The sequence below is a fragment of the Cohnella rhizoplanae genome (assembly GCF_948329515.1).
In the GTDB taxonomy this organism is placed as follows: Bacteria; Bacillota; Bacilli; order Paenibacillales; family Paenibacillaceae; genus Cohnella; species Cohnella rhizoplanae.
The window spans coordinates 400,994-414,914 of the sequence record NZ_CAOJCN010000002.1 but is presented as its reverse complement, the minus strand read 5'-3'; the positions used below and the strand labels follow the sequence as shown (position 1 = coordinate 414,914).

General features: G+C 57.9%; 8 protein-coding genes. 5 read left to right on the top strand and 3 right to left on the bottom strand.

Annotation, left to right across the window (positions count from 1 at the left end):
- Positions 1-24 precede the first annotated feature (24 nt).
- Genes PQG80_RS05990 through PQG80_RS05980 form a run of 3 tightly spaced genes read left to right on the top strand, consistent with a single transcriptional unit; the run spans position 25 to position 3,891 of the window.
- Positions 25-1,524: a spore germination protein gene (locus PQG80_RS05990; protein ID WP_271750310.1), complete on the top strand. Its 1,500-nt coding sequence runs from the start codon at positions 25-27 to the stop codon at positions 1,522-1,524.
- Positions 1,521-2,747 (top strand): Ger(x)C family spore germination protein, encoded by a 1,227-nt coding sequence (locus PQG80_RS05985; RefSeq protein ID WP_271750309.1) that lies wholly within the window; start codon positions 1,521-1,523, stop codon positions 2,745-2,747. The genes PQG80_RS05990 and PQG80_RS05985 overlap by 4 nt, the downstream gene beginning before the upstream one ends.
- Positions 2,748-2,793: 46 nt before the next feature.
- Positions 2,794-3,891 carry a GerAB/ArcD/ProY family transporter gene (locus PQG80_RS05980; RefSeq protein ID WP_271750308.1) on the top strand — a complete coding sequence of 366 codons (1,098 nt, stop codon included), beginning with the start codon at positions 2,794-2,796 and terminating at the stop codon, positions 3,889-3,891.
- Positions 3,892-3,932: 41 nt separating this feature from the next.
- Here PQG80_RS05980 and PQG80_RS05975 read toward each other — a convergent pair whose 3' ends face one another.
- Positions 3,933-5,987, bottom strand: a complete 2,055-nt coding sequence (locus PQG80_RS05975; protein ID WP_271750307.1) for an alpha-L-rhamnosidase-related protein — start codon at positions 5,985-5,987, stop codon at positions 3,933-3,935.
- 86 nt (positions 5,988-6,073) lie between these two features.
- Between PQG80_RS05975 and PQG80_RS05970 the strand changes: the two genes are divergently transcribed.
- Complete coding sequence (locus PQG80_RS05970; RefSeq protein WP_271750306.1) at positions 6,074-7,012, top strand: AraC family transcriptional regulator; 939 nt, start codon at positions 6,074-6,076, stop codon at positions 7,010-7,012.
- A gap of 254 nt (positions 7,013-7,266) precedes the next feature.
- Positions 7,267-8,451: an ATP-binding protein gene (locus PQG80_RS05965; RefSeq protein WP_271750305.1), complete on the top strand. Its 1,185-nt coding sequence runs from the start codon at positions 7,267-7,269 to the stop codon at positions 8,449-8,451.
- A gap of 91 nt (positions 8,452-8,542) precedes the next feature.
- Here the strand turns inward: PQG80_RS05965 and PQG80_RS05960 are convergent, their stop codons facing one another.
- Complete coding sequence (locus PQG80_RS05960) at positions 8,543-9,283, bottom strand: ZIP family metal transporter (protein WP_271750304.1); 741 nt, start codon at positions 9,281-9,283, stop codon at positions 8,543-8,545.
- A gap of 189 nt (positions 9,284-9,472) precedes the next feature.
- Positions 9,473-13,876 carry a carbohydrate binding domain-containing protein gene (locus PQG80_RS05955; RefSeq protein WP_271750303.1) on the bottom strand — a complete coding sequence of 1,468 codons (4,404 nt, stop codon included), beginning with the start codon at positions 13,874-13,876 and terminating at the stop codon, positions 9,473-9,475.
- Positions 13,877-13,921: the final 45 nt, after the last annotated feature.

Sequence of the window (13,921 nt, the reverse complement as noted above, 5' to 3'; positions counted from 1 at the left end):
CGCTCCCGAGAGGATGGACAAAAGTTGAACGTAACGGAGAAGCCGGCCGCGCCTTCCATCGTAGAAAGGCTTCGCTACCAGCTGGGCGGAAGCTCGGACTTTATCGTCAGGTTCATCCATGAAGATCCGAAGGATCCTTTCATGTATGCCGTTTGCTACATTGACGGACTTGTAGATAAAAATTTGCTGGCTTTCTTGCTCGAAGCCGTCGCCGCCGAAGCGCGCGATGAATCCGGCTTGCCACCGGACCTCCCGATGTCGCTCGCCTCCCGCGTACCCGTCGGAGCGTTGACTGACGCGGACTCGGACGACGCGCTCGTACAAGCGATGTTGAACGGCGAAGCCGTCATTGTCGGGACCGGACTCACAGGCGGACTGTGCGTCGCAATTCCCGGCGGCCCCTCCCGCTCCGTCGAGGAGCCGTCTTCCCAGACGGTCGTGCGCGGACCGAAGGACGGCTTTACGGAAAATCTAGCCGACAACCTGTCGCTGGTGCGTAGAAGACTCCGTACGCCACACTTGCGAATCGAGGATCGGGTCGTCGGCCGCTACACGCGTACGAAGGTGGCGGTCGTTTATATCGAGGGCATCGTGCAGCCCGTTATTTTGGATGAACTTCGTCGTCGTCTGGATGCCATCGACATCGACGGGATCCTGGAGAGCGGTTATATCGAAGAACTCATCCAAGATACCGCATGGACGCCGTTCCCGACGATACATAACACGGAACGGCCCGATACGGTCGCAGGCCACTTGCTTGAAGGGCATGCGGCCGTTCTCGTCGACGGCACTCCCTTTGCGCTAATCGTTCCCGTTACGTTTTTTAAGTTTTTTCTGTCGAGCGAAGACTACTATCAGCGGCACGATATCGCTTCATTTGTCCGTATTATCCGGTTCATCGCTTTTTTCGTCAGCCTGCTTCTTCCTTCGCTTTATATCGCGGTGACGACCTTCCAGCAAGAGATGATCCCGACGACGATGTTGATCAGCCTGGCCGCGCAGCGGGAAGGTATCCCGCTGCCGGCGCTGCTGGAGGCCTTGCTCATGGAGCTGACCTTCGAGGTGATCCGCGAGGCAGGGATACGCATGCCCCGAGTCATCGGTCCGGCCATCTCCATCGTCGGCGCCCTGGTGCTCGGCCAGGCCGCGGTGCAGGCTGGCTTAGTATCGGGCGCGATGGTCATCATCGTGTCCTTCACCGCCATCGCCAGCTTCGTCATTCCGGCGCTCGGGATGTCGGCGGCCATTCGTCTCATGCGGTTCCTGCTGATGGCGCTCGCCGGATCGTTCGGCTTGTTCGGGATTCTCGCCGGGATGATTCCGCTGCTCCTACATCTCGTCTCCCTCCGGTCGTTCGGCATCCCCTATTTATTGCCGGTCGCGCCTTTGAAATGGAGAAACTTCAGGGATTTGTTCGTCCGCCTGCCCTGGCGGGCGCTCAAAGAACGGCCGGCCGTGATCGGAAGCCGCAATCCCCGGCGCCAGCCTAGAACCGGACCGAAAAAGGAGGAAAATCGCACTTGAAGCGATGGTCGCTGATCCTCTGCGCGACGACGGTCTGCTGCGCGCTCACGGGCTGCTGGGACCGCAGAGAGTTGAACCAGCTGGGCATAACAGCCGCCACGGCGATCGACCGGTCGGGCAATGAATGGGTCGTAACCTACCAGGTCATCGTACCCTCCGCGATGTGGTCCGGTGCGGGAGGCGGCGGCTCGGCGAGCAGCTCCCAGTCTTCCGTACACGTCTTCACGACGCGCGGCCGCACGATTCGGGAAGCGGTCAGCCGCGCAAATCTGGAATTTACCCGGGAGCTTTACTTCTCTCATACCGACGTTCTCGTGGTGGGCAAGGAAGCGGCGCAGCAAGGGATATCGGAAGTGCTCGATTTATATTTGCGAAGCTTCGACGCCCGGGAAACCGTGCTGCTCACAGTCACCGACGGCGTGGGAGCCCAGATCCTGCGGCAGTTCGTTCCGCCGGAAAGGCTGCCTGGAACGGCGATCGCGGCGATCCTGACCACCGATCAAGAAACGGCGGGTCTGATGCCGGCCGTAAGCGTGTTCGACTTGGCCAAGAGCATGTACTCCGACGCTGGCGCGATCCTCGTCCCGGAGATCGGCATTCGCCGCGCCGACGTCGGAGATGCCGACGATCTGGAAGGCGTCGACGCGTTCAAAACGACAGTGGTGCCGACGAAGCTCCGCTTATTGCGCCTGGGCGTATTCAAAGGAACGCGGCTGGTCGGCTGGATCGGGCAATCGGAGAGCTACGGCATCGACTGGCTGAACAACCGGATCAAACAGTCGACGATTACCTTTCCATGTCCCGGCGCGAAGTCCTCCGCGGAGCAAGCCGCCTTCCAGGTTCGAGCCGCCAAAACGCGGGTCGCGGCCGTTAAGTCGGGAGATGCGTTTCAAATGAGCGTAAAGGTCAAAACGAAAGGCACGCTGAGCGAATCCGCTTGCGTTAAAAGATTGGCGGATCCTGACATGATCGCCGCCATGGAAAGACAGATCGAAAAAGTCATTCAGGAAAAAATCCGGTCGGGCTGGAACGCCTCGCAGCGGTTGCATGCCGATCTGGCGGGATTCGCGGACAGAATTCATCGCAAGTATCCGCAAGCTTGGAGACAGTTGAAGGGAGACTGGGATCAGCGCCTCGAGCAAGTTGAATTGAACGTCCATGTTCGAGCGACGGTCGAAAATCCCGGCATGCTTACAAATACGGTCAGCGACGAGCAGCCATGAACAAAGAAGCCTTCGGGCTTCGCGTTTGAAAGGACGTGCGGGCGGTATGAATGATCAAACGACGAACCCTTCGGGTCTGATCGCTTGTCTTGTCATTTACGAAATCGGCAGCACGACGCTGTTTCTCCAGGCGGCCGAAGCCAAGCAGGACGCCTGGATCGCCATGACGCTGGCCTCGGCCGCCGCCTTTTTTCTGCTCGCGATGTACTTGGCCATGCACAGGCAGGATCCGGATCGCGATCTGTTCGCGTTATGCCGCGCTTATTTGGGCAGTTGGGCCGGCACGGCGTGCGGCTTTTTGTTCGTCGGATACTTCGCGTACGAGTCCTCCCGGAATTTGCGGGACCTGGTGGAACTGACGTCGCAGGTGCTGCTTAACCAAACGCCGTTGTTCATCATCGCGATGATCACGATCATCGTCGTGGCCAATACGGCACGGTATGGAGCGCGCATGTTATTTCTTTGCACGCTCGTTCTCCTTCCGTTTCTGCTCATGGGTTATGCGCTGCTTATCGTGATGCTGGCCAGCCAACAAATGATTCACGCGGAAAGCTTGCTTCCCATGTTGGAAAACGGGTGGCGTCCGGTCTTCAAAGCCGCCTTTCCCGAGCTGGTTTCTTTCCCGTTCGGACAAACGGTGCTGTTTCTCGTCTTTTTCCCGCTTGTCCGTACGGGCACGCCCGGATTCAGCAGATCCGTCTACCTTACCTATGGCGGCGTCTCCCTCTTCCTGATCGCGATGAACCAACTGACGGTGTTCGTGCTCGGGCAATCCATCGCCGAGAATGTTACCTTTCCCCTGTTGGAAAGCGTGCAGTTAATCGAGTTCTCCCAGGTATTCGAGCGCATGGACATCCTGTTCGTGTTCGTTCTTTTCCTGGGTCTCGGCACCAAGCTGGCGGCTTTTTTTATCGGCGCCGCGACCGGATTCAGCCAATTGTCGGGGATCGGTTACCGCAAAGGGATTCTGCCGCTCGCCGCGCTGATCTTCGGCCTATCCTTCCTATCCCCCAACTACACGCATCATATCTGGGTAGGGAAGGCGGTCACTTATTGGTTTACGATTTTTCAAATCGCCCTTCCGCTCCTGTTGTTCATAGCCATGCAAATCAACGGCGGCAAAAAAGGACGCGGTCATGGCTGACCGCGTCGGCGCATCGTCCTGCGTATGTCGAAGCGACTTCTTCATGCCCGCTCATGCCATTCGACTTCCGTCCATCTCCCGTCATCCGGGATCGGAATCTCCTTGTCGGCCCCGCCCTCGCGATACCGCAGCAAGCCGCCGCCACGCGTCGCTCTGACGCGGATGCGCGCCTTGTTCATGTCCACCTCCGCCTCTCCGCCTGCGATCGGCACGGTCCCCTTGAACCAGGTCAGCCCCCCGAGATGCGGCTCGACGGCGAAAGTACCGTAGCCAGGGGTCAGCGGCTTGACGCCGATGAAGTATTTTCCGATCAGATAGATCGGTCCCGCGCCCCAGGCATGGCAGAGACTTTTGCCGAAGGGCATGCCGTACATGCCGTAGTGCGCATCGTCCGCCAGCTTCGGGTCGTACTCCTCCCAGAAGGTCGTCGCCCCAAGCGCGATCATGCCGCCCCAGTAGGACAGCATTTCCCGGCGCACATAATCGTGCTCTCCGCTCTCGCACAGCGTCGCAAGCTCATGAAACCGCATATAGGGCGTCCTGATGTCCGGCACGTCGGGGTTCAGCAGCACGTTCCGGATCACGCTCTCCCGCTGCGCCGGCGTCAAATAATCGTACGTCATTGCGAACATGCCGGCATGCTTGGTCATGAGCGGCTTCGTCTCGCCCGCCACCCTGTGGTGCAGCAGCCCGCCCTGCGTCTCGTCCCAGAACAGGCGCAGCGTCGCCGCCTTGATCTCCTCCGCCTGCGCGGCATACGCGGCGGCATCGTCGTCCTCCCCCATGAGCGCGGCGAACTTCGCCATCGCCTCCAGGCTGCGCGCAAGCAGGATCTGCTCCGTGCTCACCGCGCCCGTATTGTCAAGGTCCGCCCAGTCGACGAATACCCAATCCTGTGGCCTGCCTTCGATCAGCCCCTCCGCGTTGAGCTGCTTCAGGCAGAAGGCCATCAAGGAGACCGCGCGTCCGTAGCATTGCCGGATAAAGGCGAAGTCGCCCGTATACAGATAGTAATCGTACAGGGACACGAACCAGTACATCGAGTAATCCAGGATCGTGTTGATATGCGTCGTCAGCGGGTCCTTGCCCCGCAGGGCGACCAGCGTCCGCCGCGTGACGTCGAGATCGAAGAAGCTGTAGTAATTCATCAGGAATGCCTGATAAGCGTCGCCGCACCATACCCAACGGTCCCGCTTGATGCCGTCGAGGAAAAATTCGCGCGTATTGAGGTGCAGCGTATACAGCGACATCTCGTAAATCTCGGTGAGCTTCGCGTCGTCGCATTCGAACGCGCTTCGGTAGGTCACGGGCACGAACTCGTAGAGCATGGATACCTTTTCCCAGCGAACGCCCGGGTCCGCATGAATCCAGACGTATCGGAATGCCTTGCCCTCTTCTACCGTGTATAGCCCTTCCACGCTCCGGGTCGCCGCCGCCCCGGCATCGAACCGGTCCACCGTGACGCAAGCCTCCGGCGACAGCGCTTCGGACAGGGATTCCCCATAGTAGATCCTCGCCTCGCCGTCGCCCGACAGGTCGTGGAAGCGGAGGTATCCGAACGTCTCCCGCCCGAAATCGAGCAGCGCATGTCCCCCGCGAATCTCCGACGCGACCGGATCCTGCGGCGCCACGGACAGCCGGAACGTCGAAGGTCCCGCCTCCGGCGCATCGAAGGTCCAGGCCCCCGCGGCTACCCATTCGTTCTGATAGGAGGTCGCCTCCCAAGACGGGCCGGACCGGATGCGGTCTCCGCTCACGTACAGCGCCGGAATCTCCGTGTCGTTGAACACGCTGACCGCGATCTCGTGCCGGCCGGCGGGCAGCGTGATCTCGGACCGGTCGGTCCGACTATTGTCCCGGCCGTCCAGATATAGCGAGAATCTCCCCTCGGCCGCGATCCGGATCGTCTCCTCCTGCGGCAGATCGTAGACATAACGGAACTTGACGTTGGAGTAATGACGGTCGAGCCGCCAGTACGCCGGATAGGCGACGCCGCGCGCCCTGCGCCAGGTCGACGCCTTCTCGTGGAGCCGGACTTCGAAGTCTCCGGGATACCAGATCCAGGTTGCATCTTGCGCCTTGGCCGGTTTGCTCATATGCGATTCTCCTCTTTTGCGCCGATTGTCAGGATGATTGTATAATAATCGGAACGGAAACATCGCCGGGAGAAGTGACATCATATATGGGCAAAGATGACATGCCGCTTCATCCGCCGGTACGGGCTGCGAGAGCCAGGGCTCACCGCTCGGACTTGTCGGAGCACTTCCGCGGGGACCTCCCGCTGTTCGTGAACCGCTGGGAGGAGGGCTTTGATCTCAGGGAGCACGATCACGCCTACGTCGAGATCGCGTACGTGATGTCCGGCGAGGGCTATCACTATGTCTCCGGCGCCGCGTCCCGAACGGGCAAGGGCCGGTTGTACATCCTGCCTGTCGGCACCACGCATATCTTCCGTCCGGTCGGCGCGACCGGCTCGTCCAGACTTCTCGTGTACAACCTCGGCATCAAGCCCGATTGGCTGCCCGAGCTGAAGCGCTGGCTGTCGCGGCACGGCGGCGGAGCGTCGCTCCGGATCTTCGAGGGCGAACCCGGCACGCATATCGCCCTCGCGGACAAGGACATGACGCTCGGCCGGACGATCGAGCGCCTGCACCGGGAATACACGGACGGCGTCCCCGGCTTCGAGACGGTCCTGATCGCCGGGCTGCTCGAGCTGTCGGTCCGAATATGCCGGCTGGCCGAGAGCGATCCGGCCGCGCACGGAATTGCGCGCGACGCGGCGCGAGGTACACCGGAGATGTCCGGCCTGCTGACCTTTGTAGACGCGCATGCCTCCGAACCGCTGACCGTCCGCGAGCTCGCGGCCCGGGCCGGGCTGAGCGCCCGGCATATGATCCGTTTGTTCCGGCGGCATGCGGGAATGGGGTTTTCCGAATACGTGCAGCACAAGCGGGTCGAGCAGTCCTGCAGACTCCTCCTCGATACGGAGCGCAAGATCGCCGATATCGCGAAGAGCGCCGGCTACCGCGACCCCGCCCACTTCCGCGAGGTGTTCCGCAAAGTCATGGGCGTAAGTCCTGGCCAATACCGCCGGGCCGGTCGCCATCTTGAGCCCGAATAACGGCCAAAAAGCCGGCGCTGAGCGCCGGCTTTTGGCATTGGACGCGCGACGATCAGCAAACTAGCGATCCAGCGCATGGCTAGGTATATAATAGTCGACGGACTATTGAGTATCATTTCTCGCTGTTCATGGTTTCAAAAGTTTGACAGTTCTTAACGAAGAACAGGATAATAGTGGTAGCAGAATGGATGTACAGCGAGGGCTATCTTTTCTATATTATACTTATTGTGATATTGACAAGGCGGAGGCTTACCATGTACAGCATTACCGATCAAGAATTGCTAGAAGCTTATTCCAGCTCCATGGAATCGGGACTGGACGATGAATTTATAAAGCAAATCAGAAATGAATTAATACGACGCGATATCGTATTAGATAGACGGGAGGGCAGTATTTTGACTAAAATGCTTGGAAAAGCGGAATTGGATTACGATCAACTGGTTAAGTATTCTCTCGAAGCGATATTCGTGCTTCAAAACTGGAAAGTGATCTATGTGAACCAAACCGGTTTTAATTTTCTAGGCTTGTCTTTCCCTGACGAAATTATCGGCGTCGATATCCGGCACTTTTTGCATCCCGATTATCACGGCGTTATTAACGAGCAGCATGAAATTATGAACAGCAGCGCGCCTGTAGAGCTGGTTGAACAGAAAATGATCCGGAAGGACGGCGAGCTCATTGACGTCGTCATCGCGGCCGCGCCCTATTTTCTGGGAAACGAAACCCTTATCCAACTGCGTGTATTAGATAGTACGAAGCGAAAAGCCGCGGAAAAACGATTGTCCGCCGCGGAGAAATTATCCGCGATCGGGCAAATGGCGGCCGGCATTGCGCATGAGGTTCGAAACCCCTTGACCACCGTTAAAGGGTTTGTTCAGCTTTTGCAAAAGCAAATGAGCCACTCTTATTTTGATATCGTCGTCGAGGAATTGGATAATGCCATCAAAACGCTCAACAATCTATTGCAAGTCGCGAAGCCGGATTTGGATGATGAACAAAGCATACCGATCTATCTTTGTTCGGAGTTAGAATCATTGATCTTTTTGTTTCAAGAGAAGCTATACAACATAAAAGTAACGAAAATTTTCCACGACCAGGACAAGCAAATTATGGGCAAGAAAAATTTATTGTTAAAAGCCTTTTTTAACTTGATTAAAAATGCATTGGAATCGATTGAAGGAAAAGGCGAACTTACGGTCGAGCACTATTACAAAGATGGATTTATTCATCTCAAATTCAAAGATTCGGGGGTAGGGATTCCGGAGGATCAAATTAAAATGCTGGGAACGCCGTTTTTCTCCACGAAAAACGAAGGAACAGGCATGGGATTGACGCAAGTATTTACGACCATTCATCAGCACGGGGGGTCTATTAATATAGCCACGAAATTAGGCCAAGGTACGACCTTCCACCTCCACCTTCCCGCGAAGCCTTTTTAATTGACGTAGTCTTGTCAAAGAATCGAACTTAAGCAGCTCTGCCAGGAATGGATTCAATCCCTTGAACCCAACTTGGAGGAGCTGCTGCTTTTTACAGATGGTCCAGAATTAGCGATGCCAGCAGGCCTAAGGCGGCCATAAGACCGATGACGGGTCCACCCTCGTCGTAGGCTTCCGGCAACATGGTAGACGCGATCATGGCCATGATCCCGCCTCCCGCAAAGGAAGCTATAATGGCCGTTGCATATTCGCCTGCGTTTTCCATAAAAAGGTACCCGCCAAGCGAAGCCAAAGCCGAAATCAGGAGAACGACTGCCCAAAGGCCCAAAATTTTGGTCCGCGAATACCCTCCGTTTTTCAAGCCAACAGTGCTGGACAGTCCCTCCGGAATGTTACTGATAAAGATGGCGATAACCAGCAGCATACTGACGCCGGCTCCCGTGATTAGACTGGCGCCGATCATGATGGATTCCGGAACGGCATCAATCACCGTCCCGATAAAGATGCCCAGTCCGCCCGCTTTATCGCCCGATACGTCCGAGGATCGCCCGTCCGATCGTTTTCGGTTGGCGCCGCCCTTCTTGGACACATACCAGTCAAACACCGTGAAGACGACGGCGCCCGCAAAGAATCCGATACTCGTCGGCTCCAGTCCGCCCTTGCGAACGGACTCGCCAACCAATTCAAAGGTTGCCGCACCGATGAGAACGCCTGTGCCGAAGGCCATGATAAAGCCTATCAGTTTCTTTGGAATCTTAAGATACAGGGCGAATAAAGCACCCAGAAGCACGGCCGAACCCGAAATGCCTCCCCATAATGCAGCCAGCCACAACCCGGCTTCCCCCTTAACTTGCGCTTTTACCGGCGCTAGACGCTCAATCGTAAACCATTTAACCTCGTCGTCCACATCCTAAACCAACAAATCCTCTGATTAGCCGGCAACAAAGGACCCGGTCCATCAGGACCGGGTCTTCGAAAGACGAACGATGGAACTGCGTTAAGCATGACGAGGTACCATCGGTCAGGAGGTCAGCTCCAAGGTACCGCCGGCTCCGTCTACGATCACCCATGGCGGTCCGGCGAACGTCTTCGGCCCCGTTGCGGCCCCGCCATTCTCAAAAATGAGTCCCGCAGGCGCGCTCACGACATTGTAAGTGCCTGCCGGAACGCTGGTCAATTGGCCGTAGCTGGCCGTACCGCCCGCATAAGTGCCGTGAGCCGCCAAGGCATGCGTGCCGATGACCGTTCCGTTCAGTTTCACGGTGAGCGTTACGCTCGGTTTGGGGCCAGGCACCGTCGCGGCGTTCAGCTTGAAGCGTCTGCCGGATTCGGACCGGATGGTGAGCACGTTCCCGGTTTTGGTCCAGTGAACGCCTTTGGCGATCATGTTGGCGTCTGCGTTCCCTCCCGAAGCGACCTCCGCGTATTTCTCGTCATAGAGATGGTTCGCAGCGTTCGCGAATTGGACCTCGAGCTCAGGCGCGTCCCCGGAAATGGAGATTTCCGAAACGCTTGCCGCGACGGTTGCCGGAACGTTCGATTGAAGCAAGACTACGCCGTCCTTCTCCAGCCGCACGCCGTCCAGAAGCATGACATTGTCCCCGCGAACGACGGCGGCCGTGCCGTCGAATTTGAAGTTGGCGTTTACCGTGATAAGCCCGCTGCCCGTCAAGCGGACATACACCATCGTTCCGTCGGAGAACGCAAGACTCTGATAAGTCGTATGGTTTTGCGACGTGATGGCCGGAGGCGAAGAACTTTTGAGATACGGCTGGTACGTGGAGATGATCGTCTGCGCCGCAGCCGAAGGAAACGTGAACTTGGCATGCCGCTGCGAGGGCGGCTGCGGGTTCAGATTAGGCGCGATTGTGGTACCGGACGCCGTCTTAAAATCGGAAGTTACCGCTGCGCTTGAAGCGGTCGGATAGATCATTTGGACCTTCATGGCCGCTAGCGTCTTCTCTATCGTCGCCCCTTGCGAATTGCCGTCGACCGTCAGGCTGCCGTCGCCATGGAGCAAGTATTCGAAGGGTACGCTGGACGTCCCCTTCGCATCGAGCTTGTCGATGACGACGAAGGCGTTCGGCTTGACGTAGATGATGCCTCTTCTGGCCAGGTCTAGGCCGGACAGCGAGGAATCCTGATTGTAGGCGTTAGTCGCATCGCCTACGGTTCCGTCGAACGCTCCGATGGACGCGAATCCCGCGATCCTTCCGGATGCGCGGATATCGTTGGTCTTCTGGCCCTTATTGCCGTCGTACGTGATGGCGTTATGGGCCAAGGTCGTCCGGTAGTAATTGTTATGAAAGCTGCTCCCGTAAGCGTCGTAATATCCGGCATCGATCGCCAGCTTTTCGCCGAAGGCATCGATCGTAAAGCTGTTCTGATCGGCGTGACTATGATTGTAGCTGCCGTAAACGCTGGATTTGAAGTACAAAGAAATTCGATTCGGGTCGTACAGACTGGAGTGCATGGCGACCCAGCCGACATCCTTTAACCAGCGGGCCGACGGCAGCTCGAACGGCGGCCGCTTCGCTACGTTATCGTCGCCGTATGGGTAGGTGAACAACTTATACGGATCCAGCGCGACCGGCGCGGCCGCGGCGGCCCACTGGGCGCTCGGGTTTCCGTATATCTGCGCCTGGCGCCTCAGGAGATTGACGGTTTCTCTCATCATCGGCTTCTCGGCGCTGTCGCCGAATCGATTGCTCGGCGACCCGACCGGCAAGAAGTAGGGAACGAGATATTGTTCGTTCCGGGAAAAAGCCTTGTTATACAAATTCACGCCGGTCGCGGCCAACAGGACGTCCGCCACTCGCTTGTCGGCCAAGTGCGACGCTTCCCAATAACCGGTGCCCGACGCCCAGCCTCCCTGCTCTCCTCCCACCGGCGGATACCAGTTGATCCGGACCGGAACCGAATTTTTGAACCACGCCTTGGCGTACTCGTGCATGGCAATGCCGTTAACGGTCCCCGTCTCGTGCATCATGGCCGTCGCGATGATCGCCACATAGCCGGCGGCCGTTCCGCCATGCGAATTATACGGTTGCTTGTATAGCGAGCTGACATCGAGAATGTCGTTGTAGAGCGTTTGCGTCCTCGTATGGATGGCCGCGAGCAGTTTCTGCCGATCGGAAGTGCTAAAAGCGCTGCTGTTCGTCACATTTAACCAGTCGTATGCAACCGCCGCGGCCAATACGATCTCGCGGAACGAACGGTCGTCGTTCTGATAGCTCGTAGTACCGTCCGGGTTCCACTCGATGATGTTCATTAATCGCGTTTTCGTAAAGTTCAGATAATCCGGGTCCTCCGTAATCAGATACATCAACGCTCCGGACAAGATCGTGGTCGTCTCTCCGTAAGTGATCCCGAACACGTCCGAGTTCGAAGCGGGATTGCCGGGCGTGCCGGTCTGAGCTGCGATCATGCCGTCCACTCTCGTTTGTGCAAAAGCATAAATAGGCGCACCCACATTATTCTTAAGCTGTTTGAACGCGTTCAGCGTATTCGCGGTCGTTAAGATTCGGGGCCTGCTGCTCGGTATGCCGTTCAACATCGTGTCGATATCGGGCACCGTAAAAGGGACGGCGTCCGCCTTGATGCCGAATTGCCTGGTGTCGCTCCATGCCGACCAGCCCTGCGGAAGATGGTAGCGCACGCGCCAATAATAGCCGGCGCCCGCAGTCAAGGTGCTCGGAAGGTTAAATACGTTGACGGGGATTCCCGCTTTAGCGTAAACGGTCGTCGTAAAAGAATCGCTCGTCGAGATCTGAAGCTCGTACTGATCGGCCCCTTCTACGTAGCGCCAGGAGAAATCCGGGGGATTCTGCTCGACGGACGACCGGTCGGCGGGCCTGAACGGCATGGACGGCTCGTTTAGCGAGTCGGCGGGCCAGCCGAACCGCAGCTCGGCCGAGTCGAGCACCGCCGTATCGGCAGCAGAAGAATCGGTGGACAGCACCACTCTCACCGACGAAGCCCAGTTAGGCGGCGATACCGAAATTTTTAACGTCTGCCAGCCTGATACGCCGGCGGTCGATTGAACGGCGGCCGAATAATCCGTAAGCACCGCTCCTCCCCAATTTAAGGATTGGAGCGCGAGCTTCACTTTTCCCGAGGTCACGTTGGCTTTTATGGAAGCGGTATAGGTGGAGCCGAGCTTGTGCTTGACGAGCGCGCTCTGCAGCTGCAAGTTGGCATTGTCCGAATCGGCGAGCTTGACGGCCTTACTGCCGTGATCGACCGGGTTAGGGGCAGTTACCCAGCTCACGCCGTTGGCGGGCGTACCGGTCGGGATCCAGCCGTCGGGCAAGGCGCCCGTCCCGGACTCGAAGCTTGGATTGAAGAGCAGCTCGCTGCTTGTAACGGACACTTCGTCGATATATGCGGTCGTGGCGGCGTTCTCGTCGCGCCCGTAAATCATGAGGACGAGGGTCGACGTATAAGGAGCCTGCGGCGTATACGAGAACGACACGGTCTGCCAGCCGGCTGCCGCGGACCGCGTAACGCCCGGAATCTGGCCGTATTGCGCGCCGCTGCCGTCAAAGGACCGGGCAAGCACCGCAACAGTGCCTGCGTCGACTTTGACTTTCACCTGAATGTCAAACGTCTCGCCCGGGCGGATCGGAATCGGCGGCGTCTTCATGCCGATCGTACCGACCGTACCGCTGTTGTCGACGATTTTGACGCTTCGGGCGCCCGCGCTGACGTTAGCCGTCCCCGTCTCCGTCGTCACGGATGAAGGCGCCCCGTTGGCGGCAAACGGCACCCAGCCGGCAGGAAAGCCGTTCGGCGTCCCGGGATCGAGCTCGAAGCCGCCGTTTGCCGCCAGATTCCCCGTATGCCGCAGCGTGGCTTCGTCGATCGTGGCCAAGGCGGACGCGGGCGAGGAAGATTCATACACGGACACGATCGCGGTAGAGCTGAAAGCTTGCGGCGGCGTGAACGTGACCGACAGCGTTTGCCAGCCGGTTATCGAGGTTGAAGCGCTCATATACGACTCGGAACCCAGGTTGCCGCTTGCATCCTTGGTTTGAACCTTGAGATAGACCGTTCCCGTCGTCACGTTTGCCTTTACTTCTGCCGTATACGAAGCGCCGTAGACGATCGGGACCGGATTCGACACGACGCCGACCTCTCTGGTTCCGCCCGCGGTATCCGTCAATTTTAATCCTTGCAATCCGCTGGTCTTGAGCGCAGTATCCACTGAGATATAGGAGGCCGTGTTCGGCATCTTGAGGGTCCAATCGGTGGGGAAGCCGCTAGGGGTCGTTTCGAAATTTCCATTGGCGACACCTTCCTCGCCGTATGGCCAATTCGCCGCCTGCGCCGCTCTCCCCGCGAGGCTCTGGGGCAACAAGCCGATGGCAAGCGCCAGCGTCAAAAACAACAAAGGAAACTTATGGCGAAAAACCGTTTTATCCATCGTTAACCTCTTCCCGGGAGCGTTCTCCCTGTTGGTTGATGTATT